Below are 21,845 nucleotides of genomic sequence, written 5' to 3' on the forward strand. Positions count from 1 at the left end.
GGAATCAAGGATTCTGCAAAAACACCACATACCCCCGAAACCACTCATTGCTCTGCAAATACCCCGGCGCCTGCCATTCACCGCCCTGAATCAAGCCGATCTTGAACGGCAACCCCAGCCGATTCATCCGCGGCAAGTACGCGGCGTAATCCGGGATGCTGTGGCGGCCTTGATAGGTCTGCACCACCACTTCATCCACCACGCCTTTGAGCTGGGCGATGGCGGCTGGGTCGGCGTTGCTGCTCCAGTCCATCAGGCCGGTGATGCTCAGCCGCAGGTCGGCGGGCAGGCGTTGGCGCAGGTCGCGCAGAAAGTCGGCGTATTCGTGCAGGTATTGGGTACGGGCGTCGAAGTCGATCTGGATACCTATCACCGGGTTGCCCGCGTCGCGCCAGCGTTGCACCTGGCCGAGCAGCTGGGTGTAGATCGGTTCTGGCCAGCGCAGGGTGTGGGCGCGGTATACCACCCAAACCTCGCCCTGGGTCAGGCGCGGTACGCTCATGCCCTGGGCGATCAGCTGCACGCCGCGCTGGGGGGCGCGGCGGGTAGAGTTGATCTGGCCCTGCAGGATGTAGAGGGTCTTGGCCTGCTTGAGCACCGCTTGGGACTTGACGCCGCTCCACAGCCAGAAGGCGTCATAGTCGCGGGCGTCAACGGCACCGAAGGCCGGGCTCGCCAGTAGCAGCAAGCCTAGCCACAAGTGTTTCACCAGTAGTACTGCAGCGATTTGCCCCACTGGGTGTCGGCGTAGCCGCTTTTGAGCTGGCGGAACCAGGCTTTGCGCACGGCCGGTTCAACGTCCTGCCCACCGCAGCTGTTATAGCCGGCCGGCGCGTAGCAGTTGATGGCGCGGAACAGCGCATAGGCTTTGTCCGTCTTCGGCGCCTTGGCGTCATTGATCACCTGCTTGTATCCGTCGAGCCGCGAGAAAGTGGTTCCTTTGAAGTCCGACGCGGTGCTGCCCAGGCTGCCGGCGGCGCGCGCTTGTTCCAGCGGCATGCTGTCCAGGTTGTTGCGCAGGATGAACTCGCCGAGGCAGTTCAGGGCCTGGGGGTTCTTGGCCTCGGTTTGTAGGGTCGCGGCGGTTTGCGCGATGGCCGGGCAGGTGTAGCCCGAGGCAGCTTTCTCGCCGTTCCACTGGAACAGCTTCAACGTCTGCCCTTCGCTGTAGACATAGCCCAGGCTGCTGCTCAACTTATCTTCGGGCGCTGGGGTCGGCAGTTGCTTGAAGTCCTCGGCAAAGGTGGCGAACTGGCCGCGCAGCAGGTCTTTGTAGAGCAACACGAATTGCGCAGTCTGGCGCTCCACCGGATCGCTGGCCTGGGAAATCTGCTGGCGCAGCAGCTCCGGACCGGCGACGTTGCGCAACAGGCTGTAGCGCACTTGCTTGGCGTTGATCGGCGAGTTGGCGGCAAACACTTCGGCCAACTGGCCGCTGCGCTCGTAGTTCATGGCCAGGGCCAATTCCAGTTGATCGCGCATCAACGGCAGTTTGGCCAGTGGCAGCAATTGCAGCCACAGCGCTTGGGCGCCTTTCCAATCTTGCTTGGCTTCCAGCGCCAGGGCGCGCAGGGTCTGTTGGCTGAAGGCGAAGTAATTCAGACTCGACGGCACACTTTGCGGCAGCTGCTTCAAAGCGGCATCCGGCTGGTGCTCGATGTACAACGCACACACCGCCAGCAGGTAATCGTAGAGTTCGGGTTCGCTGGCAAACAGTGCCTTTTGCTTCTCCAGGTCTGCGCGGGACAAGGTCGGCTGGTTGCCGCCGCGCATCACCATCAGGTCACTGACCAGTTGGATCATCGGCGTCTTCACTGGCTGGCTGTTGACCATCAACAACTTGAGGTCAGCCTCTTCCACCAGCTCATCCTCGGACACATTGCGCTGCGCGTCGCTGGCTTGCGTGAGGCTCCAGGCATACGCCTCGGCCAGTTTGCTGCCATCATCGGCCAACCAGTAGACCCGCCGCAGCAGGCCGCGCGCGGAGGCGCTGTAATCGCCTTGTGGATAAGCACTCAGGTAGCTATCGAAGGCTTGCTCGGCATTGGCCAGCGCCGACTTATCCACACGCGCCAGAGTCGGCACGCCGTCGGCATCGTACGCGTCTGCCTGGGCCTGGTTCAGCGCAGTGCGGGCGGTCATGTACAGCGCGGCTTCCTTGAGCCAGGGCAGGGCACTGCTGCGAGCGGCGCTGAAGCCGCGCTCGGCTTCGGCAAAACGGCCGCTATAAAAATCGGCGGCGGCTTGCAGGTAGGTGTACAGCTGCTGGCCGTCGGTCGATTGCAGTTGCTGCGCATTCGCCACGACCGGGCCGTCCCACTCGCAGGTGGTGAGCAGTTGCAGGCGGGCTTTGACCAGCAGCTCGCGTTCGGCGGCCGGCATATCGGCCTTGACCACTTGGCGCACAAACGCGGTGGCACTGTCGTCGTCGTTGCTGCGGCAACGGCTGCCCTCGCCCGTGACAAACGCCTCGCCGGCGGTGGTGTAGTCCTCGCGCTTGATGCCCAGGGGTTGCAGCAGGTTGTCCAGTTCGGCAGTGGACGATGTGTCTGCGCCGTCATCCGGTTCAGTGTCCGAGCTGCCGAGCAGCGTCAGGCGATACACCGGGAACGGCACAGGGCCGAACCCCTCGGCCAGGTCATCTTCGCTCAAGGCATTGGGCGTCAGGCCCGTATTTTTCTTGTCGGCCAGCAGCAGGCGCAGGTTGACCCGGCTGTCGTTGCCAGGGCTGAGGAAAGGCTGGTTGCTGCACGGGTCGAGGGTGTCGCGGGAAACACGCCAGTCGGGGTAGCACGAATCGTCGGAGCTGGCCTGGGCCTGCACGGAGAGACCGGCCAGCAGGGCCAGTGCCAGAGGTGACAAAAAACCGATGCGCATGAGGTGTCCTTGATCCTGGTGCTTGGAGGGGCGCAATCATAGCTTGATCTGACAATTGCTTTGGTGACTGCCTACACAATTTGCCGATTTGTCCGATTGGGGGTAGTGGCAATTTAATTTCGCTGACTTAGACTGCGGTCATCGTCAGGGAGTCGACCATATGAAGCAATTGCATGGATGGGCGTTGGGTTTTATCGGCATATTGGGCGTGGCTCAGCTGGCCATGGCCGAAGACCCGTTGTTGGATCATTCGCCTGCGACCACCGCCAGTGCCGACAGCGAAGCGCGGGGCGTGTTGCGTGCCCGCGACCAGGCGATGCTGGCCAGTGAGCTGTCCGGGCGCATCGTCGAGTTGCCGTTCAGCGAGGGCGAGACGTTCAAAAAAGGCGACACTCTGGCGCGTTTCGATTGTTCGGCCTACCAGGCCCAATTGAACGCCGCCCAAGCCGCCAGCCGTGGTGCCGGGGAAGAACTGGCGCACAACAAACAGTTGGCGGCGCTCAATTCAGTCGGACGCTTTGAAGTGGCCCGCGCCGAAGCGCGGTTGAGCGAGACCCAGGCCCAGTCCCAGGTCTACCAGGTACAAGTCAAACGCTGCAATGTGCTGGCGCCGTATGACGGTCAAGTGGTGCAGCGCAAAGTGCAACGCTATGAAAGCGTCTCGGCCGGCGCGCCGCTGCTGGAAATCGTCGATAACCGCAGCCTGGAAATTCACCTATTGGTGCCGTCGCGCTGGATGGGCAAGCTCAAGCCGGGGCAGACGTTCAGTTTTACTCCGGATGAAACTGGCCAGGCGTTCAGCGCTACCGTCAAACGCCAGGGCGCACGCATCGACGAGGGCAGTCAGACGCTGCTGCTGGTCGCCACCTTGCCCAATGCCACCGGCTTGATGGCGGGTATGAGCGGCACCGCCCACTTCGCGCAACTGCAATGAACGCACCCATGGCGGGGAACACCGAGCGGGTGTTCGCGCAATTTCTGGACCTCGAACGCCAGACCCGCGCCGCCCGCTCCACTGAGCAATTGGCCTACAGCTTGGTCAACGATGGGCAAGCGCTGTTCGGCTATCGCCACGCTGCATTGTTGATTGCCGGTAAGGTGCAGGCGGTCACAGCAGTGAGCAGCATCGACCCGAACGCGCCGTTCGTGGCGTTTGTCGAGCATGCGGTGGGGCAGTTGCACTCGCTCGACCTCGGCCAGACCGCGCGCGTGGTGCCTGCCGAGCAATTGAGCGATGCCGTGCGCGCCGACTGGCAGAGCCTGTCGGCCGAACACGTGTTCTGGTTGCCGCTGATCAACCCCCAGGGCCAGGTGTTTGGTGGCCTGTGGCTGGCGCGGGATACGCCGTGGAACCCGGCAGAGCAAGTCTTGCTGGCGCAATTGGGCGACACCTACAGCCATGCCTGGCACGCGTTGCAACCGCGCCAGCCGTGGCGCCTGCGCCTGACCCGCAAACGTCAGGTGGCGGTGGGGGTCGGGTTGCTGCTGATGTTGCTTATCCCGGTGCGCCAGTCGGTGCTGGCGCCCGCCGAAGTGGTGCCGCTGGCTGGACAAGTCGTCGCGGCACCCTTGGATGGGGTGATTGCCGAGTTCTTGGTTAAACCCAACCAGAGCGTGAAATCCGGCGACCTGCTGCTGCGTTTTGAAAGCACTACCCTGACCGCCCAGGCGGACGTGGCGGCGCGGGCCCTAGGTGTGGCGGAGGCGGAGCTCAAGGCCAATTCCCAGCGTGCCTTTGCCGATGCCGAATCCAGCTCGCGCATCGACTTGCTGGCCGCGCGCGTCGAGCAAAAACGCGCCGAACGCGACTACGCCCGCGAGCTGCTCAAGCGCAGCGAAGTGCGCGCCGAGCGCGACGGCATCGCGGTGTTTGCCGACGCCGAGCGTTGGACCGGCAAACCGGTGCAAACCGGCGAGCGCCTGTTGCAGATCGCCGACCCCGGCCAGGCCGAGTTGCGCATCGAACTGGCGGTAGGCGATGCGATTGCCCTGGCGCCCGACGCGCAGGTCGCGCTATTCCTCGACAGCGACCCGTTGCAACGTCACCTCGCCACCCTGCAACGCGCCGCGTACGAAGCGCAGCCCACGCCGGGCGGGCAGTTGGCCTATCGCTTGGATGCGCAGTTCGATGACGCGCCGCCGCGGATCGGCCTGCGTGGCACTGCGAAGCTGTATGGCGACCGCGCGCCGCTGGCCCTGTACCTGCTGCGGCGACCGTTGGCGGGCCTGCGCCAAAGCGTGGGCCTCTGATGAGCCTGCCCAAGCTGCGTGACGACCTGCAACTGTCCAGCGCCGGCGCGGCATTGGATGGCTCGCCGCGCTGGACCCTCGCCGACCCAGTGCGTGGGCGCTATTTCAAGCTGGGCGCCACGGCCATCCGTCTGTTGCGGCATTGGTCCCTGGGCGACCCGGAAAAAGTCCTGCAAGCTGCCAACCGCGAGCCGGGCTTGCCCCTGGGGAACAGCGAAGTCACCGAGCTGCTGAGTTTTCTACGCGCCCACGACCTGATCGCTGCCCTCGACCCCGAGCAACGCGCCAGCTATCTGTATAAAGCCGCCGCCCAGAAGCAGGGCCTGTGGCAGGTGCTGCTGCATCAATACCTGTTTTTCCGCATCCCACTGTGGCGCCCGGACACGTTCCTCAATCGCGCCTGGCCGTGGTTGGCGCGGTTTGGTCCGGGCCTGTTGCGCTACGGTTTGCCGATGACCCTCGGTCTTGGGGTGTTTTTGGTGGCGCGCGATTGGCAGCGCTTCCTGGCGACGTTCCCGCACCTGTTCAGCCTCGGCGGCGCCCTGGCGTTTGGTGTGGCACTGTTCTTCGCCAAGTTGTGCCATGAATTCGGCCATGCCTTCATGGCCAAGCGCGCCGGTTGTCGGGTGCAAAGCATGGGCGTGGCCTTCATGGTGCTGTTGCCGATGTTCTACACCGACGTCAGCGACGCCTGGCGCGTCAATGATCGCCGCGCCCGCTTGATGATCGGGGCCGGCGGGGTGATGGCCGAGCTGCTGCTGGCGTGTATCGCCTTGCTCGCCTGGTCGCTGTTGCCGGATGGACCGGCGCGCACGGCGGCGTTCATGCTGGCCAGCGCCACCTGGCTGACCACCCTGGCGATCAACCTCAACCCGTTCATGCGCTTTGATGGTTACTTTTTGATCAGCGATTTATGGGGCGTGGACAACCTGCAAGGCCGTGCCTTCGCGCTGTGCCGCTGGCGTCTGCGCGAACTGCTGTTCGGCTATGGCGAACCGGCCCCGGAGCCGTGGTCGCCGGCTTTGCAGCGACGCCTGTTGTGGTGGGGCTACCTGGCGTGGCTGTGGCGTGCGGCGCTGTTTCTGGGGATCGCGTTGGCGGTCTATCACCTGTTCTTCAAGCTGCTCGGAATCTTCCTGATGCTGGTGGAATTGGTGTGGTTTATCTGCCTGCCGATCTACAAGGAATGGCACGAATGGTGGAGCCGTCGCAGCCAGGCCCATGCGCCCCGGGTGTTGCTTAGCAGTCTCGGGTTGGGGCTGATCGTGCTGGCGCTGGTGGTGCCGTGGCGCAGCGCGGTGGAACTGCCGAGCATGCTCGAAGCGGGTCGTGTCAGTGCCTTGCATGCGCCGGTGGCGGCGCGGGTCAAGGCATTGCGGGTGGTGGACGGGCAGGCGGTGACCCAGGGCCAGGTGCTGATCGAACTGGAATCGCCGGACCTCGACGCGCGCCAAAGCATCGTGCGGCGCGAAGTCGAGATCCTGCAATTGCAGATGCGCCGCCAGGCTGGACGCAGTGAAACGGCGGCCGACGCCGGGATCATCGATCAGCGCCTGTCCCAGGCCCTGGCCGAATACCGCGGCCTCGCTGCCCAACGCGAACGCCTGCTGTTGCGCGCCCCCCATGCGGGCACCGTGCGCGATGTATTGCCGCAATTGGACGTGGGTCGCTGGCTGTCGCCCAAGGATGCGCTGGTGCAGGTGGTGGAGGATGGCGCGCGCCTGCGTGGCTACCTGGCCGAGGCCGAGTTGTGGCGAGTCGGACCAGGGGCGACCGGGCGGTTTATCGCCGATGACCCGATGCGCGCCGCGATCCCCGTTGAATTGACCGACGTTGACGCAAACGGCGTGGCTTATCTGGATCAGGAGGCGCTGACCTCCGACCATCACGGGCCAATAGCCGTACGCCGCGACGAAAACCAGCGTCCTGCGCCGGTACAGGCGCAATACGGCGTGCGTCTCAAAAGCCTGCAGACGATCGACACCCCCCGGCAGCCGTTGCGCGGCGTGGTGCTATTGCAAGGACGCAGCGAGTCGGTGCTGGGCACGGCCTGGCGTCGAGCGGTGGCGTTGGGCGTTAGGGAAAGCGGATTCTGACAAGGAGTGCAGACGATGATGAACAATCAGGGCGGGTTGGCGCAGGGCTTAGCGATGCGCCCGTCACGGGCCAGCGACGGGCCGTTTTTGCAGAAGCTCTACCATTCGGCGCGGGCGGATCTGCAGTGGATCGACGGCGAGCAAGAGAAGGTAGAAGAGGTCATCGCCCAGCAGTTCCAGGTGCAGGAGCGGGGCATGGACCAACAGTTTCCAGGGGCCCTGCATTACGTGGTGGAAAAGCTCGGCACGCCCATCGGTGCCTTGAGTGCCGACTTCGGCGCCAATGAAATTCGAGTGTTGTACCTGGCGCTTATCCCCGCCGCACGTGGCCAGGGCTTTGGTCGGGCGATGCTGCATAGCGTTCAGCAGGCCGCCACCCAAGTGTGCTGTCCGGTGGCGACGGTGGTGTGGGCGAGCAACCCCCATGCGCGCCAGCATTACCTGGCGCTGGGGTTTCGTGTGGAAGAACAGACACCGGCGGCGCAGCGGTTGGTGTGGTACCCGCCTCAGTTGAACACGATGCAAAAGTAACCGCGCTCGCCGTCACGCCCCATGGCGGGCTCGCGGGACACGAACACGTGTTCCAGGCACACATCCGGCAAGGGCATGCGGCATAAACCGTCGACGAACTCCGTCGGGCCGAGGCTGTTGAGAGACACACTGAAGCCCTCGCGTACGCTGCCCGGGAAACCGGACTGTGGCGACGGGCGCAGCCCCTGGACCTGAATTTGAAGTGCCGAGCCATCCGGCAGGTACAGCACGCTAGGCTGGGTCAGCAAGGGGCGAAAGTGTTCGAGGGTGACCTGATTCAACATGGTTCGGCTCCGCATCGGAAGTGCCGAGGCCCATGGGCCTCGGCCGGGGGGCATCATGGGCGTGAAGGATAAAGTCCTTCCAAGGCAATGCTGAAGTTGATCGCCAGATAGGGGTTCATAATGCCAACGGCCTGGCTCTGGCCGGCGCTGGCCGTCTCGCCGCTCAAAGCGCTGGTGACGCCCTTGAGTGGTACCGGGTTGGCGCCTTGTTGATCGGAATAGATCGTAGCGCTGCCCGGTCCTGGGCCAGAGGCGCCGATGTAGGCATTGGTAGGCGTAGGCACCGTTACTGGGTTGCTGACTACGCTGGTCAGTTGCACCGTGGTGTTGCCTGCGAGTGTGCCTGCGCCATGGGTGTGGGCGGGGAGGTTGCCGGCCAGCAGCGTGACCGACTCGCTGCCCGAGAATGCACCGATCGCATGGGGCGACAGCCCCGTGCCTTGGCCCATGCCCACCGGCACGCGGCTTTGCAGGTTCGGCAGTTGGAAGGTGGACTGACCGTTGCCGCCGTAGAAGGTGCCAATCAACGAAAACAGCACGGCGTTCTGTTGCACAGCCACGATCTGGCCATTGCATAACGCCCAGCCATTGGGTGCGTAGTTAAAGGCAAAAGACTGGATGGTGCCGATAAATACTTCCATGAGTCGCGAATCCTTGTGTGAGCTCTAGGGTCTTGGACGACGCCTATCGATCGGGCGCCATCGCAAAGCGTAGACGCACATTTGCGCTACGCCCAACGGTTGCGAAACCGCGAGCGAAACCTGGGCTTTTGCCCTAGAGTTGCGCGTGTTTGCGCATGTGTGGCGTTTACCCGGGAAACCGGCGGTATCAGGGGATTTGAGGTGCGACGGTCTGTGGTCGAGCAAGACGAAAAAGTGGGCCCATTTGCCGTAGCGGGCGCCTGGGAAGGCAGCCGTTGGCTGAGCCGGTTATGGTGGGTGCCGATCCTCGCGCTGGCCATAGCCACGCGGTTCTATGGCTTGACGGCCGCGGCGATCTGGGGCGACGAAGGTTCGAGCCTGCTGCTGAGCGAATATGCCGTAGACGACCTGTGGTTTCACGCGGCCCATGACGTGCACCCGCCGCTGTACTTTTTCATGTTACGTGGCTGGATCGAGCTGTTTGGCGACGGCATCTGGTCGATTCGTGCCATGAGTGCGATCCCCGGCGTGGTCGCCGTGGGCCTGGGCGTGTGGCTGATGCGGCAACTGTCCACACGCCGCGCTGCCGCGCTGGCGGGCGTGCTGCTGGCGTTGTTCCCAAGCGCCGTGCGCTACAGCCAGGAAGTGCGCATGTATTCGCTGCTGGCCGTGTGGCTGCTGGGCGCCACGCTGGCGCTGGTGTACTGGGTGCGCCAGCCCGAGCGCACGCGGTGCCTGGTGGCTTATGTGTTGTTGATGGCGGCCGGTTTTTATACCCACTACTTCACAGCGTTGTGCGTGCTGGTGCACTGGGCCTGGCTGGGCGTGTTGTGCCGCTCCCAGGCGCCCGGCCAGCGCCTGCTCACGCGTCCGGTGTGGTGGTGCGCAAATGCCGCGATTGTCGCGTTGTACCTGCCTTGGCTGCCGAACCTGCTGGATCTTGTTCAGCATGTCGAGCAGCTCAAGGTCGGCGGTGATATTGGCTGGGAAGACCCGGTCACGCTGACCTCTGTGCCTTCGATGATCTGGCAGTTCGTGCTGCAGGATGAAGGTGTCGGCTTCTGGGCACCGCTGTTCTGGCTGTTTCCGCTATCGCTGGTGGCGGCGGTCGCGGTGACCGTCTGGAAGGAACGGGATAGTTACTCTCCGGCCTGTCTGCTGGCGCTGTTTTTTATGCTGCCGCTGCTGGTGGTATACGGCGTGTCGTTTGTATCGCCTGTGTTCATCGAACGTTACCTGACGGTGTATGCCCTCGGCTTGCCAATGCTCATTGCCCTGGCCATCGAGCGTCTGCCGACGCGCCTGTCGTGGCTCGGGGCGGCGTTGCTCGTGGTATTTGTCGGCGTTGAGCTGCTGGGTTTGAAGAACAACGCCACGGTGGATGTGCATGACCAATTCAACGTGCCGGTGGAGTTCGTCAATCGCAATTACCAGGAAGGCGATCGCATCGTGCTCAGCGACATGATGTGGTACTTGAGCTACGTGTATTACGACCAGACCGACGCCCAGTTGCAGCTCTACACTCCGCCCAAGCCCGACGGCACACCGACCCGGCCAAACGCCTATGGTTTCGGCACCCTGGTGGATCAGGACGGTGGACGCATTTACCTCGACCGTCTGTCGGCTTTACCCGCCCAGACCCGCCGTGTCTGGCTGATCAGTAGCAACGAAATGCCGGATGATTTCGCGCCGATTCCCGACGGTTGGCGCCAAGTGTTGCAGCAAGATGGCGGCGGTGCGCGGGCGCGGCTGTTTTTGCTGTGTGTGGGGCCGACTCTATGCAGCCTGAAGGGTGCCGTTAATTTCGAAACAGTATTAAATCGGATGCGAGTAGTGGCAATTTCATACTAGTGGCTGTAGCAATCCTGAGCTAATCTTGGTGACAAAGGAATTGTCCTACAAAGTGGTGAATGGATTGCCGTATCACTTTATTTCCGGCTTGCCGCGCTCCGGCTCGACCTTGCTTTCTGCCATCTTGCTGCAGAACCCGCGCTTTCATGCGGGCATGAGTAGCCCCGTGGGCCTCCTATTCAATGGCGTGCTGGCGCAGTGCAGCGCCGGCAGTGAATTTGGCTCGGTGATTGACGCCGACACCCGCCGCCGCCTGCTGCGCGGCCTGTTCGATTCCTACTACGCCGACAAAACCGCCACGCCCGTGGTGTTCGACACCAATCGCCAGTGGTGCGCGCGCATGCCGGCGCTGCATGACCTGTTTCCCCAAGCCAAAGTCATCGCCTGCGTGCGCAACGTCGCATGGATCATGGACAGCCTGGAGCGCCTGTACCGCGCCAATCCCTTCGAAAATACCAAGCTGTTCAACGACGATGTCGAGCGCAACACGGTGTACAGCCGTGTCGAGACCCTGGCCCAGCGCAACCGCATGGTCGGGTATGCATGGTCGGCGCTCAAAGAGGCGTACTACGGTGAACACGCCGGCTCGATGCTGATCGTCGACTACGACCTGCTGGCCCAGGCCCCCGAGCGGGTCATGCGACTGGTCTACGAATTCATCGGTGAGCCGTGGTTCGAGCATGACTTCGACAACCTCAGCTACGACGCACCGGATTTCGACCAGGACCTGGGCGTAGCCGGTCTGCATCGGGTCAAACCACAGGTGGCGTTGCAAGCGCGGCGCAGCCTGCTGCCGCCGGATCTGTTCGAGCAGTTCGCCCATATGGATTTCTGGCGTGACGGCAGCTTGAGCGCTGCCAATGTGATTCGCACCAAAGCCGACGCCGCGATCAGTTGATCGCGGTTTTTTTATTTGTGGGTATCAGCATTCGACAAGCGGGTGAGCAGCATGTGGTGGAGCAAAGGCAAGGCACGGCAAACGACAACGCGCGCGCGCACGCAGGCGACGCCGATGATCATGTCCCTGGAACCGCGCATGCTGTTCGACGGCGCGGTCGCCGCCACGGTGGCTGATGTGGCGCAGGCCGACAGCCATGCCACGGCTGCCGATGCGGCCGCCAAGGCGCCGACCGCCGAGCACGCCGGCGCCGTCGGCGAAACCCACGGGCAAACCGATGCACCCGTGACTCCGGCCCCGGTCACTGTGCCGGGTGAGTCAGTCGTATTCGTCGATGCACGGGTCAAGGACTCCGCCGAGTTGCTCAAAGGCGTCGCCCCCGGCACCCAGGTGGTGCAGTTGGATGCGAGCAAGGACGGCCTGCAACAGATCGCCGATTACCTGGGCAGCCACCAGGGCGTCAGCTCGGTGCAGATCATCGCCCACGGCAACTCGGGTGACCTGTGGCTGGGCAACACCTATTTATCGGCAGACAACATCGCAGCTCGTAGCGAGGTGCTGGCGCAGATCGGGCAGGACATGAACGTCGGCGGCGACATCCTGATCTACGCCTGCAACACGGCAGCGGGCGATAGGGGCGTCAACTTTGTCGACTCGCTGGCGCAGCTGACCGGGCGCGATATTGCCGCGTCCAGCAACCGCACCGGCGCGGGCAGCGACTGGACCCTGGAAATCGCCACCGGCTCCATCGAGAGCCGCACCGCGCTGGCCTACGGGAGCATGTCGGGGTATCAGTACAGCCTGGCGACGGTCACGGTGCTCAATAATGGCGACAGCGGTGTCGGCAGCTTGCGGCAGGCCCTGAGCTCCGCGGTGTCGGGGGATACCGTGGCCTTCGGTGCTGACATGACGATCAACCTCAACAGCCAGCTGATCATCAGCAAGAACCTCACCATCGACGGCGATCGCAACAATGATGGTGTGGCAGACGTGACCATCAGCGGGCAGTACAAAACCCAGGTGTTGAGGGTCAACTCCGGCGTCACCGCGACCCTGGATGGGCTGATCATCACCAAGGGCCTGGCCGCCGGCAACGGCGCTGCGGCGGGGACCGACGGAACGGCGGCCATGGGCGGCGGCATTGTCAACTACGGTAACCTGACCTTGACCAATGTCACGGTGACCAGCAACGCAGCCTCGGGCGGCGGTGGCGGTGGCGGGGTTACTGCGCCTTATGTCGGTGGCGCGGTCGGTGGCGGCGGTGGCGGTGGCGGCGCGCTCGGCGGGCAAGCCGGTGGTCACGGTGGTACTTCCGGCTTTGGTACAGGCGTGTATGGCGGCACTTCCGGCAGTGCCAACACCGGCGGCAACGGCGGCGGCTATAACCCCAACTACATGGGCGGCAGGGGCGGCAGCAGCACCGGCGGCGCGGGCGGCGTGGGCGCGGCCAACTACAGCAATGGCGGCGCCGGTGGTACGGCAAACAATGGCACGATTTCCATTGGCGGCGGTGGCGGCGGCTCCGGTTGGGACAAACCTGGCCGGGCGGGCGCCTCGGCCAGCGGCGGTATCTACAACGGCAGCACCGGCACACTGACCGTTGTCGGCACGTCGGTGATTACCAACAACATCGCTGCCGGTGGCGGCGGTGGTGGCGGTGGGGGCCTGGGTGGCTCCGCCGATTCGGGCGGCGCGGCCGGCAAAGGCGTCGGCGCGATCTGGAACAAAGGCACGCTGTTGATGACGGCTGCCAACTTTGCGGCCATGAGCGGTAACGTCGGTGGCAGCGGCTCCGGTGGCCCTGCGTCGGGCGGCGGTTCCACGGGCGCCTCCGTAGCGGCCGTGAACAACATCTTCAATGACGGCGGCACGGTGAACACGGCTTATTCCCCGGGGCCAACCGCGACCATCGTGATGGCGGATACCGCGTTGAAAATCGGCGATACCTCGCTGGTCACCATCACGTTCAGCCGTGCGGTGAGCGGTCTCACCAACGCCGACCTGACGATCGCCAACGGCACCTTGACCGCTGTGAACAGCCTCGATGGCGGCATCACCTGGACCGCGACGTTCACGCCGACCAGCAACATCACCGATGCGACCAACCTGATCACCCTCGACAACACAGGGGTGGTCGCGATCAACGACGGCTTGGCTGGCGCGGGCACCACCAATTCGGCCAATTACACGATCGACACCGTGCGGCCAACCGCGACCATTGTGGTCGCCGACACCGCGTTGAAAATCGGTGAAACCTCGCAGGTGACCATCACGTTCAGCGAGGCCGTCACCGGTTTCACCAACGCCGACCTGACCATCGCCAACGGCACCCTGAGCGCGGTCAGCAGCAGCGACGGCGGTGTCACCTGGTTCGCGAACTTCACACCCAGCGCGAGCATCACCGACACCACCAACCTGATCACCCTGGACAACACTGGCATCGCCGACCTGGCGGGCAACGCCGGCAGTGGCACCACGGATTCCAACAACTACGCCATCGACACGGTGCGGCCGACCGCTTCCATCGTGGTCGCGAACACTGCCCTGAGCATCGGTCAAACCAGCTCGGTGACCATCACCTTCAGCGAAGCGGTCACCGGGTTTACCAACGCCGACCTGAGCATTGCCAATGGCACCTTGAGCGCGGTGAGCAGCAGCGATGGCGGCATCACCTGGACCGCGACGTTCACGCCGACCGCGGGTGTCAATGACACCACCAACCTGATCACCTTGAACAACACCGGCATCAGCGACTTGGCAGGCAATGCGGGCAGCGGCACCACTGATTCCAATAACTACGTCATTGACACCCAGCGCCCAACCGCGACGATCATCGTGGCGGACAGCAGCCTGAAAATCGGCGAATCCTCACTGGTGACCATCACCTTCAGCGAGGCGGTGACCGGCTTCAGCAACGCCGACCTGACGATCGCCAACGGCACCCTGACCGCTGTGAACAGCCTTGATGGCGGCATCACCTGGACCGCGACCTTCACGCCGACCACCAACATCACCGACGCCACCAACCTGATCACCCTGGACAACACCGGCATTGCCGACCAGGCCGGCAACGCCGGCAGCGGCACCACTGATTCCAATAACTACGCCATTGATACCGTGCGGCCAACGGCGACGGTGGTGGTGGCCGACAGCGCGTTGAAAATCGGTGAAACCTCGCAGGTGACCATCACGTTCAGCGAGGCCGTCACCGGTTTCACCAACGCCGACCTGACCATCGCCAACGGCACCCTGAGCGCGGTCAGCAGCAGCGACGGCGGTGTCACCTGGTTCGCGAACTTCACACCCAGCGCGAGCATCACCGACACCACCAACCTGATCACCCTGGATAACACCGGCATTGCCGACCTGGCGGGCAACGCTGGCAGCGGCACCACCGACTCCAACAATTACGCCATCGACACCCAGCGCCCGACCGCGACCATCGTCATGGCCGACCCGGTGCTGAACGCCGGTGAAACTTCGCTGGTGACCATCACCTTCAGCGAAGCGGTCACCGGGTTTACCAACGCCGACCTGAGCATTGCCAATGGCACCTTGAGCGCGGTGAGCAGCAGCGATGGCGGTATCACCTGGACCGCCACCTTCACCCCGACCGCGGGTATCAACGACGCCACCAACCTGATCAGCCTGAACAATACGGGGGTGAGCGATCTGGCCGGTAACTCGGGCTCGGGCGTCACCAACTCGGCCAACTACAGCATCGACACCGTGGCGCCTACGGCGACCATCGTCGTGGCGAATCCGGCCTTGAACGTTGGCGCCAGCTCACTGGTGACCATCACCTTCAGTGAAGCGGTCACCGGGTTTACCAACGCCGACCTGACCGTCGCCAACGGCACCCTGAGCGCCGTGAACAGCGTCGACGGCGGCATCACCTGGACCGCGACGTTCACCCCTTCGAGCAATGTGACGGACGCCACCAACCTGATCACCCTGGACAACACGGGGGTGCAGGCGGCGACTTCGGGGAACGTCGGCAGCGGCAGTTCGAATTCCAACAACTACGCCGTCGATACCCAGCGGCCCACCGCCACGGTGGTGGTCAACGACAACGCGCTGGGGATTGGCGGCACGTCGTTGGTCACGATCACGTTCAGCGAGGCCGTCACAGGCTTCAGTTTGGCTGACATGACGGTCGACAACGGCGCGCTGTCGAATCTGTCGACCAGCGACAACATCACCTGGACCGCGACGCTGACGGCGGTGGCAGGCATCACCCAGGGCAACAACCATGTGGTCGTCGACAACACCGGCGTGGTCGACACCGCCGGCAACGCCGGTTCCGGCACCACCACCTCGAACGCCTATGCGGTCGACAGCCAGCGCCCGACCGCGATCATCGTGGTCGCCGATTCGGCCCTGAGCGCGGGTGAAACCTCGCTGGTGACCATCACCTTCAGCGAGGCGGTTACCGGTTTCACCAACGCTGACTTGAGCGTGCCCAATGGCACCCTGAGCGCCGTGAGCAGCAGCGACGGCGGTATCACCTGGACCGCCACCTTTACACCGACCGCGGGTGTCCACGACACCACCAACCTGATCAGCCTGAACAATACGGGCGTGAGCGACCTGGCCGGCAACGCCGGCACGGGCACCACCAACTCGGGTAACTTCACCATCGACACCGTGCGCCCAACCGCAACGATCGTCGTGGCCGACAGCAGCCTGAAAATCGGCGATACCTCGCTGGTCACCATCACCTTCAGCGAAGCGGTCACCGGCTTTACCAACGCCGACCTGACCATCGCCAACGGCACCTTGAGCAACGTGGCCAGCTTCGATGGCGGCATCACCTGGACCGCGACCTTCACGCCGACCACCAACATCACCGACGCCACCAACCTGATCACCCTGGACAATACCGGTGTCGCCAACGCCTCCGGCAACGCCGGCAGCGGCACCACCGACTCGAATAATTACGCGATGGATACCGCGCGTCCGACGGCCACCATCGTGGTCTCGGAAACGACGCTGAACATCGGTCAAACTTCGCTGGTGACCATCACCTTCAGCGAAGCGGTCACCGGGTTTACCAACGCTGACCTGAGCATTGCCAATGGCACCTTGAGCTCGGTGAGCAGCAGCGACGGCGGTATCACCTGGACCGCGACCTTGACCCCGCTCGCCAGCATCACCGACACCAGCAACGTGATCAGCCTGGACAACACCGGCGTCAATGACCTGGCGGGCAACGCTGGCAGCGGCACCACGGATTCGAGCAACTACGCCATCGACACCCAGCGCCCGACGGCAACCATCGTGGTCTCCGACGCGAGCTTGAGCGCCGGCGAAACCTCGGCGGTGACCATTACGTTCAGCGAGGCGGTCAGCGGTTTCACCAATGCCGACCTGAGCATCCCCAATGGCACCCTGAGCACCGTGAGCAGCAGTGACGGCGGTATCACCTGGACGGCCACCTTCACGCCGGACGTGGGCATCCGCGACACCACCAACCTGATCACCCTGAACAATACGGGGGTGAGCGACCTGGCCGGCAACGCTGGCGCGGGCACCACCAACTCGGCCAACTTCAGCATCGACACCGTGCTGCCGACGGCTACCATCGTGGTGGCGAACCCTGCGTTGAGCATCGGTGAAACCTCGCTGGTGACCATCACGTTCAGCGAAGCCGTCAGCGGTTTCACCAACGCCGACCTGACCATCGCCAACGGCACCCTGAGCGCCGTGACCAGCGGTGACGGCGGCATCACCTGGACTGCGACCTTCACCCCGACCAGCAGCATCACCGACGCCACCAACCTGATCACCCTGGACAACAGCGGCGTGGCCAACGCCTCCGGCAACGCCGGCAGCGGCAGCACCGACTCGAACAATTACGCGATTGATACCGTGCGTCCTACCGCGACCATCGTGGTGGCGGATACGGCCCTCAGCGTCGGTCAGACCTCGCAGGTGACCATCACCTTCAGCGAGGCGGTGAGCGGTTTCACCAATGCCGACCTGACCATCGCCAATGGCACCTTGAGCGCGGTGAGCAGCAGCGACGGCGGTATCACCTGGACAGCCACCTTTACCCCGGCGGCCGGCATCACCGACACCACCAACCTGATCACCCTGGACAACACCGGCGTCGCCGACCTGGCGGGCAACGCCGGCTCCGGCACCACCGATTCCAACAACTACAGCGTCGACAGCCAGCGGCCGACAGCCACGATTGTCATGAGCGACAGCGACCTGCGCCCGGGCGAAACCTCATTGGCGACCATCACCTTCAGCGAGGCCGTCACCGGCTTCGACAACAGCGACCTGAGCGTGGCCAATGGCAGCCTGAGCAACGTCAGCAGCAGCGACGGCGGCATCACCTGGACGGCAACGTTCACGCCCACGTTGAGTGTGACCGACACCACCAACCTGATCGTGCTGAACAACACCGGCATCTCCGACCTGGCGGGCAACAGCGGCACCGGCACCACCAGCTCCGCCAACTATGCCGTGAACACCGAGGTGCCGACGGCAACCGTCGTGGTGGCCGACACGCAACTGAAAGCGGGCGAAACCACCCAGGTGACCATCACCTTCAGCCAGGCCGTCAGCGGCTTTACCAACGCTGACCTGACCCTCGCCAACGGGACTCTGAGTGCGGTCAGCAGCAGCGATGGCGGCGTTACCTGGACCGCGACGCTCACGCCGACCAGCAATATCACCGACACCAGCAACCTTATCGTGCTGGACAACAGCGGCGTGACAAATGCCTCGGGCAACAGTGGCGTCGGCACCACGGACTCCAACAACTACAGCATCGATACCCAGCGGCCGACCGCGACCATCACCGTGGCGGACGCCCTCCTGGGCATCGGGCAAACCACCACGGTCACTGTGACCTTCAGCGAAGCGGTCAGCGGGTTTGACCTGTCGGACCTGAGCGTGGCCAACGGCACCTTGTCCAACCTTGCCACCAGCGACGGCGGCAAGACCTGGACGGCCACGTTGACGCCGACCGGCGCAATTACTGACCCCACCAACCTGGTGGTGCTGGACAACGGCCTGGTCAACGACGCTGCGGGCAATGCCGGTGCAGGCATTGCGATTTCCAACAACTATGCGCTCGACGCCGACCGGCCAACTGCGACTATCTCCGTCGCCAACCCGAACCTCACTGTCGGCCAGACCACCACGGTAACGTTCACCTTCAGCGAGAAAGTCAGTGGCTTCGACCTGGATGACCTGAGCGTGGCTAACGGCACCTTGTCCAATCTGTCCACCAGCGATGGCGGCAAGACCTGGACGGCCCTCCTCACGCCGACGGCCAACCTTAATGACCCGAGCAACTTCATCACCCTCGACACCAGCCTGGTGACGGATGCGGCGGGCAATGCCGGAAGCGGTTTCAGCAACTCCGGCAACTACGCGATCAACACCGTCGCGCTGACCGGCGACCCGCTGTTCCGCGTCGATGGCCCGATGGCGCCACCGAGTGCGCCGGACGCGCCGCTGCAACCGATCATCTTTGGCCCGCCCAGCGGCAACTTGGGCTCGCCGATTGGCTTCCCGGCATTGTTCGAGCAGCGTGAATTGGGTGGCGGCTTGCCACCGATCGGCAACATCTTTATCCGCAACAACGCCCTGGCGCCGAGTTATATCGCCCAGGTATTCGGCATCGATGGCGGCAATGCTGCGGGTGCCTCTGGGTTCCTTGGGTTTGGCGGCGGCGATGGCGGGGTGTTTGGTTCAAGTACCTTGTCGGGCCTGTTCAACCGCGAAAACCACGGTGACGCGAGCGACTCCAAAGCGTTCGACAGCAAGTCGATCAAAAGCTCGGGCGGTGCACTGGGTGCGCCGACCTTCGGCCAGCAATTGCACCAGATCAACGACAAAGAACAGCGCCAGGTCATGGACTTGGCGCTGGCACTGCAGCAGGTCGGCATCAGCGAAATGCAGGCTTGAACACACTCAATTAAAGACGCAGGAACAGGGGCAGTCCACGGATGAATACAGCTCAAAAGTTATTCGGTGCCAGCTTGCTGGCTCTTGCAATCAGCGGGTGCGCAGTCACCAGTGACCCCATCGAGCGCAGTGTCAGCGAGCAACGCGCGCGCAGCGATCTACATGGCATGTACAAGGATCAGGAGCCGTTAAGCGGCCCGCTGACCCTGCACGAGGCCATGGCCCGCGCGGTCAAGTACAACCTCGAAGGCCGTTTGAAGGTGATGGAAGAGGCGCTGGCCAAGCGTCAATCCGACCTGTCCAGTTTCGACATGCTGCCGCGCATGGCCCTGTCCGCTGGCTATGCCGGGCGTAACAACACCAACGCCTCCAGCAGCCAGAGTGTGCTCACCGGCACCCAGTCCCTGGAACCCTCGACCTCCCAGGACCGCGACCGTCGCGTGGCCGACCTGACCATGGTGTGGAACGTGCTCGACTTCGGCGTGAGTTACATCAGCGCCAAGCAGCAGGGCGATCAGCGCCTGATCATCCAGGAACGTCGACGCAAGGTGATCAACACCATCGTGCAGGACGTGCGTTCCGCCTACTGGCGCGCGGTGGCCGCCGAACGCCTGCTGACCCAGATCGACAGCCTCATGACCCGTGTCGACCAGGCCCAGGCCAACAGCCAGAGCATGAGCGAACAGCGTATCGGCGACCCGGTCCAGGCGCTCGGCTATCAGCGTGCGTTGATCGAAGCCACACGCCAGTTGCAAGAGCAACGCCGGGCCCTGTCGTTGGCCAAGACCGAGCTGTCGACCCTGATCAATCTGCCCATGGGCACCGAGTTGAAACTGGCCACGCCCGATGACTACAGCGTTCCTCAGCTCAAGGTGAACCTGGCCAGCCTGGAGCAGGAAGCCCTGGCCAACCGCCCGGAACTGCGCGAGCAGGATTACCAGACCCGCATCAGCGCCGCCGAAACCCGTAAAGCCATGCTGCGCTTGCTGCCGGGGCTGGAGTTTTCGGCCGGTGGGCATTACGACAGCAACTCGTTTCTAGTGGACAACCGCTGGGCCGACTACGGCGCCAAGGTCACCTGGAACCTGTTCAATGTGATCTCCGCCCCGGCGGCCATCGACGTGGCCAAGGCCGGTGAAGAAGTCGCCACCGCCCGGCGCCAGGCGATGTCGATTGCCGTGCTCGCGCAACTCTATGTGGCCAACGCCAACTATCAGGACGCGGTGCGCCAGTTCAAAACCAGCGAACAACTTGCCGATATCGACGGGCAAATCCTCGGTCAATTGCGCAACCGTCATGAGGCCGCCGGGATCGGTGAGCTGGACCTGATCCAGGGCGAACTCAACACCTTGCAGGCCGACCTGCGCCGCGACCTGGCCTACGCCGATCTGCGCAACGCCTACGGGCAGATCTTCGCCAGCGCCGGTCTCGACCCGCTGCCGGAGCAACTGGACTCCGACCGCGTGCAAAGCATCGCCAGCGCCCTAGCCAGCCGCGAATCGGCTTGGGCGGCGGGCAATATCGCTGCACCAGTGCCCCGTGCCGTCGCTCAATAACCTGGTAGCGCCGACGGCGAGCATCACGCGCCGTCACCGCGAAGCCCGCAATGGGCATCGCGGCGTGGCGATCCTGCTCACCGGCCTGCCGGCGTCGGGTAAGTCCACCTTGGCCCAGGGCCTGCAAGCCGCCTTGTTCGAACAGGGCCGACAGACCCTGGTACTCGACGGCGATACCCTGCGCGGCGGGCTCAATCGAGACCTGGGTTTTTCCGATAAGGACCGCCTGGAAAACATCCGCCGCGCCAGCGAACTGGCGGCGCTGCTGGTGGACAACGGGCAGATTGTGATCCTGGCAATGATTGCGCCACTGACGGACCTGCGCGCGGTGTTTGCCGAACGCCTCGGTGACGATTATCGCGAAGTGTGGTGCAGCGCTTCGCTGGCAGTGTGCGAAGGCCGCGACCCCAAGGGGCACTACGCCCGTGCGCGTAACGGCGAGTTGCCGGGGTTTACCGGCATCGGCTCCCCCTATGAACCGCCGCCCCTGGCATCGCTGGTGTTGGACACCGGTGTGCTGTCGGTGCAGCAGGGCGTCGAGCGATTACTGGCCTGGCTGGCGCCTGAACTAGACTCTGGGTATTCATCTTCTCAGGAGCCCACCATGGAATCGCCCGTGCACAGCTTGCCGTCGCTGTTCAAACAGCTTGGACTGCCGGATGACCCGGTCAGTATTAATCAGTTTGTGACCGCCCACTCACCACTCAAGCCGGATTTGAAGTTGGCAGAGGCGTTTTTCTGGACAGACAGCCAGAAAGCATTTTTGCGTGAGGAAATCTTGGACGATGCGGATTGGGCGGAGGTGGTGGATGAGTTGAATCTGATGTTGCGGGATGGCCGAGGGGTGTAAAAAAATCTTTTGAAAATTGTGTTTTCGTAAAAAAAAGGTGAGCAGTAGAAAAATCTGGGCGCTAATCGCCTGGGTTATTTTTTCT

12 protein-coding genes and 2 pseudogenes are annotated in these 21,845 nt (G+C 63.5%); 10 read left to right on the plus strand and 4 right to left on the minus strand.

All coding sequences use genetic code 11. The features are described from left to right. Positions 1-4 precede the first annotated feature (4 nt). Together HRH33_RS01605 and HRH33_RS01610 are read right to left on the minus strand one after the other, a co-directional pair. A complete protein-coding gene (locus tag HRH33_RS01605) occupies positions 5-709 on the minus strand; it encodes a DUF3142 domain-containing protein (RefSeq protein WP_167418518.1) in 705 nt (234 codons plus the stop codon). Then, positions 706-2,877, minus strand: a complete 2,172-nt coding sequence (locus HRH33_RS01610; protein WP_167418519.1) for a PA5441 family protein — start codon at positions 2,875-2,877, stop codon at positions 706-708. The genes HRH33_RS01605 and HRH33_RS01610 overlap by 4 nt, the downstream gene beginning before the upstream one ends. A 223-nt stretch (positions 2,878-3,100) precedes the next feature. Between HRH33_RS01610 and HRH33_RS01615 the strand changes: the two genes are divergently transcribed. The 4 genes from HRH33_RS01615 to HRH33_RS01630 are packed head-to-tail and all read left to right on the plus strand — an operon-like array spanning position 3,101 to position 7,754. Further along, a complete protein-coding gene (locus tag HRH33_RS01615; RefSeq protein WP_371918477.1) occupies positions 3,101-3,811 on the plus strand; it encodes an efflux RND transporter periplasmic adaptor subunit in 711 nt (236 codons plus the stop codon). Then, positions 3,808-5,127: an efflux RND transporter periplasmic adaptor subunit gene (locus HRH33_RS01620; protein ID WP_167418520.1), complete on the plus strand. Its 1,320-nt coding sequence runs from the start codon at positions 3,808-3,810 to the stop codon at positions 5,125-5,127. The genes HRH33_RS01615 and HRH33_RS01620 overlap by 4 nt, the downstream gene beginning before the upstream one ends. After that, positions 5,127-7,223 (plus strand): efflux RND transporter periplasmic adaptor subunit, encoded by a 2,097-nt coding sequence (locus HRH33_RS01625; RefSeq protein ID WP_167418521.1) that lies wholly within the window; start codon positions 5,127-5,129, stop codon positions 7,221-7,223. The genes HRH33_RS01620 and HRH33_RS01625 overlap by 1 nt, the downstream gene beginning before the upstream one ends. Positions 7,224-7,238: 15 nt before the next feature. Next, positions 7,239-7,754 (plus strand): GNAT family N-acetyltransferase, encoded by a 516-nt coding sequence (locus HRH33_RS01630; RefSeq protein WP_034095258.1) that lies wholly within the window; start codon positions 7,239-7,241, stop codon positions 7,752-7,754. Here HRH33_RS01630 and HRH33_RS01635 read toward each other — a convergent pair. Beyond that, on the minus strand, positions 7,730-8,038 hold the full coding sequence (locus HRH33_RS01635) for a hypothetical protein (protein WP_034095259.1): 309 nt from the start codon (positions 8,036-8,038) through the stop codon (positions 7,730-7,732). The genes HRH33_RS01630 and HRH33_RS01635 overlap by 25 nt on opposite strands. 53 nt (positions 8,039-8,091) lie before the next feature. Next, a complete protein-coding gene (locus tag HRH33_RS01640) occupies positions 8,092-8,679 on the minus strand; it encodes a phage tail protein (protein WP_034095260.1) in 588 nt (195 codons plus the stop codon). A gap of 201 nt (positions 8,680-8,880) precedes the next feature. Here HRH33_RS01640 and HRH33_RS01645 point away from each other — a divergent pair. The 6 genes and pseudogenes from HRH33_RS01645 (at position 8,881) to HRH33_RS01670 (ending at position 21,760) form a co-directional block, all read left to right on the plus strand. Continuing rightward, positions 8,881-10,481 (plus strand): annotated as a pseudogene (locus HRH33_RS01645) (glycosyltransferase family 39 protein). 104 nt (positions 10,482-10,585) lie between these two features. Further along, positions 10,586-11,428 carry a sulfotransferase family protein gene (locus HRH33_RS01650; RefSeq protein ID WP_236238726.1) on the plus strand — a complete coding sequence of 281 codons (843 nt, stop codon included), beginning with the start codon at positions 10,586-10,588 and terminating at the stop codon, positions 11,426-11,428. Between the two features lie 51 nt (positions 11,429-11,479). Then, a complete protein-coding gene (locus tag HRH33_RS01655) occupies positions 11,480-19,354 on the plus strand; it encodes an Ig-like domain-containing protein (protein ID WP_173603348.1) in 7,875 nt (2,624 codons plus the stop codon). A 41-nt stretch (positions 19,355-19,395) separates the two neighbouring features. After that, entirely contained in the window at positions 19,396-20,910 is a 1,515-nt protein-coding gene (locus HRH33_RS01660) for a TolC family protein (RefSeq protein ID WP_167418107.1), read from the plus strand. Continuing rightward, positions 20,894-21,469: pseudogene (gene cysC, locus HRH33_RS01665) on the plus strand (adenylyl-sulfate kinase); the annotation flags it as partial. The gene HRH33_RS01660 and the pseudogene cysC, both read left to right, overlap by 17 nt. Before the next feature lie 45 nt (positions 21,470-21,514). Next, complete coding sequence (locus tag HRH33_RS01670) at positions 21,515-21,760, plus strand: DUF2789 domain-containing protein (protein ID WP_173603572.1); 246 nt, start codon at positions 21,515-21,517, stop codon at positions 21,758-21,760. Positions 21,761-21,845 lie beyond the last annotated feature (85 nt).

Origin of the sequence: Pseudomonas rhodesiae (assembly GCF_013285305.1) — a bacterium.
Taxonomy (GTDB): Bacteria; Pseudomonadota; Gammaproteobacteria; order Pseudomonadales; family Pseudomonadaceae; genus Aquipseudomonas; species Aquipseudomonas rhodesiae.

Excerpts from the sequence above, each read along its gene's own strand:
- HRH33_RS01655 (WP_173603348.1), top strand. The coding sequence starts at position 11,480 with ATGTGGTGGAGCAAAGGCAAGGCACGGCAAACGACAACGCGCGCGCGC.
- HRH33_RS01640 (WP_034095260.1), bottom strand. The coding sequence starts at position 8,679 with ATGGAAGTATTTATCGGCACCATCCAGTCTTTTGCCTTTAACTACGCA.
- HRH33_RS01660 (WP_167418107.1), top strand. The coding sequence starts at position 19,396 with ATGAATACAGCTCAAAAGTTATTCGGTGCCAGCTTGCTGGCTCTTGCA.
- HRH33_RS01625 (WP_167418521.1), top strand. The coding sequence starts at position 5,127 with ATGAGCCTGCCCAAGCTGCGTGACGACCTGCAACTGTCCAGCGCCGGC.
- HRH33_RS01610 (WP_167418519.1), bottom strand. The coding sequence starts at position 2,877 with ATGCGCATCGGTTTTTTGTCACCTCTGGCACTGGCCCTGCTGGCCGGT.
- HRH33_RS01630 (WP_034095258.1), top strand. The coding sequence starts at position 7,239 with ATGATGAACAATCAGGGCGGGTTGGCGCAGGGCTTAGCGATGCGCCCG.
- HRH33_RS01620 (WP_167418520.1), top strand. The coding sequence starts at position 3,808 with ATGAACGCACCCATGGCGGGGAACACCGAGCGGGTGTTCGCGCAATTT.
- HRH33_RS01635 (WP_034095259.1), bottom strand. The coding sequence starts at position 8,038 with ATGTTGAATCAGGTCACCCTCGAACACTTTCGCCCCTTGCTGACCCAG.
- HRH33_RS01615 (WP_371918477.1), top strand. The coding sequence starts at position 3,101 with ATGGCCGAAGACCCGTTGTTGGATCATTCGCCTGCGACCACCGCCAGT.
- HRH33_RS01670 (WP_173603572.1), top strand. The coding sequence starts at position 21,515 with ATGGAATCGCCCGTGCACAGCTTGCCGTCGCTGTTCAAACAGCTTGGA.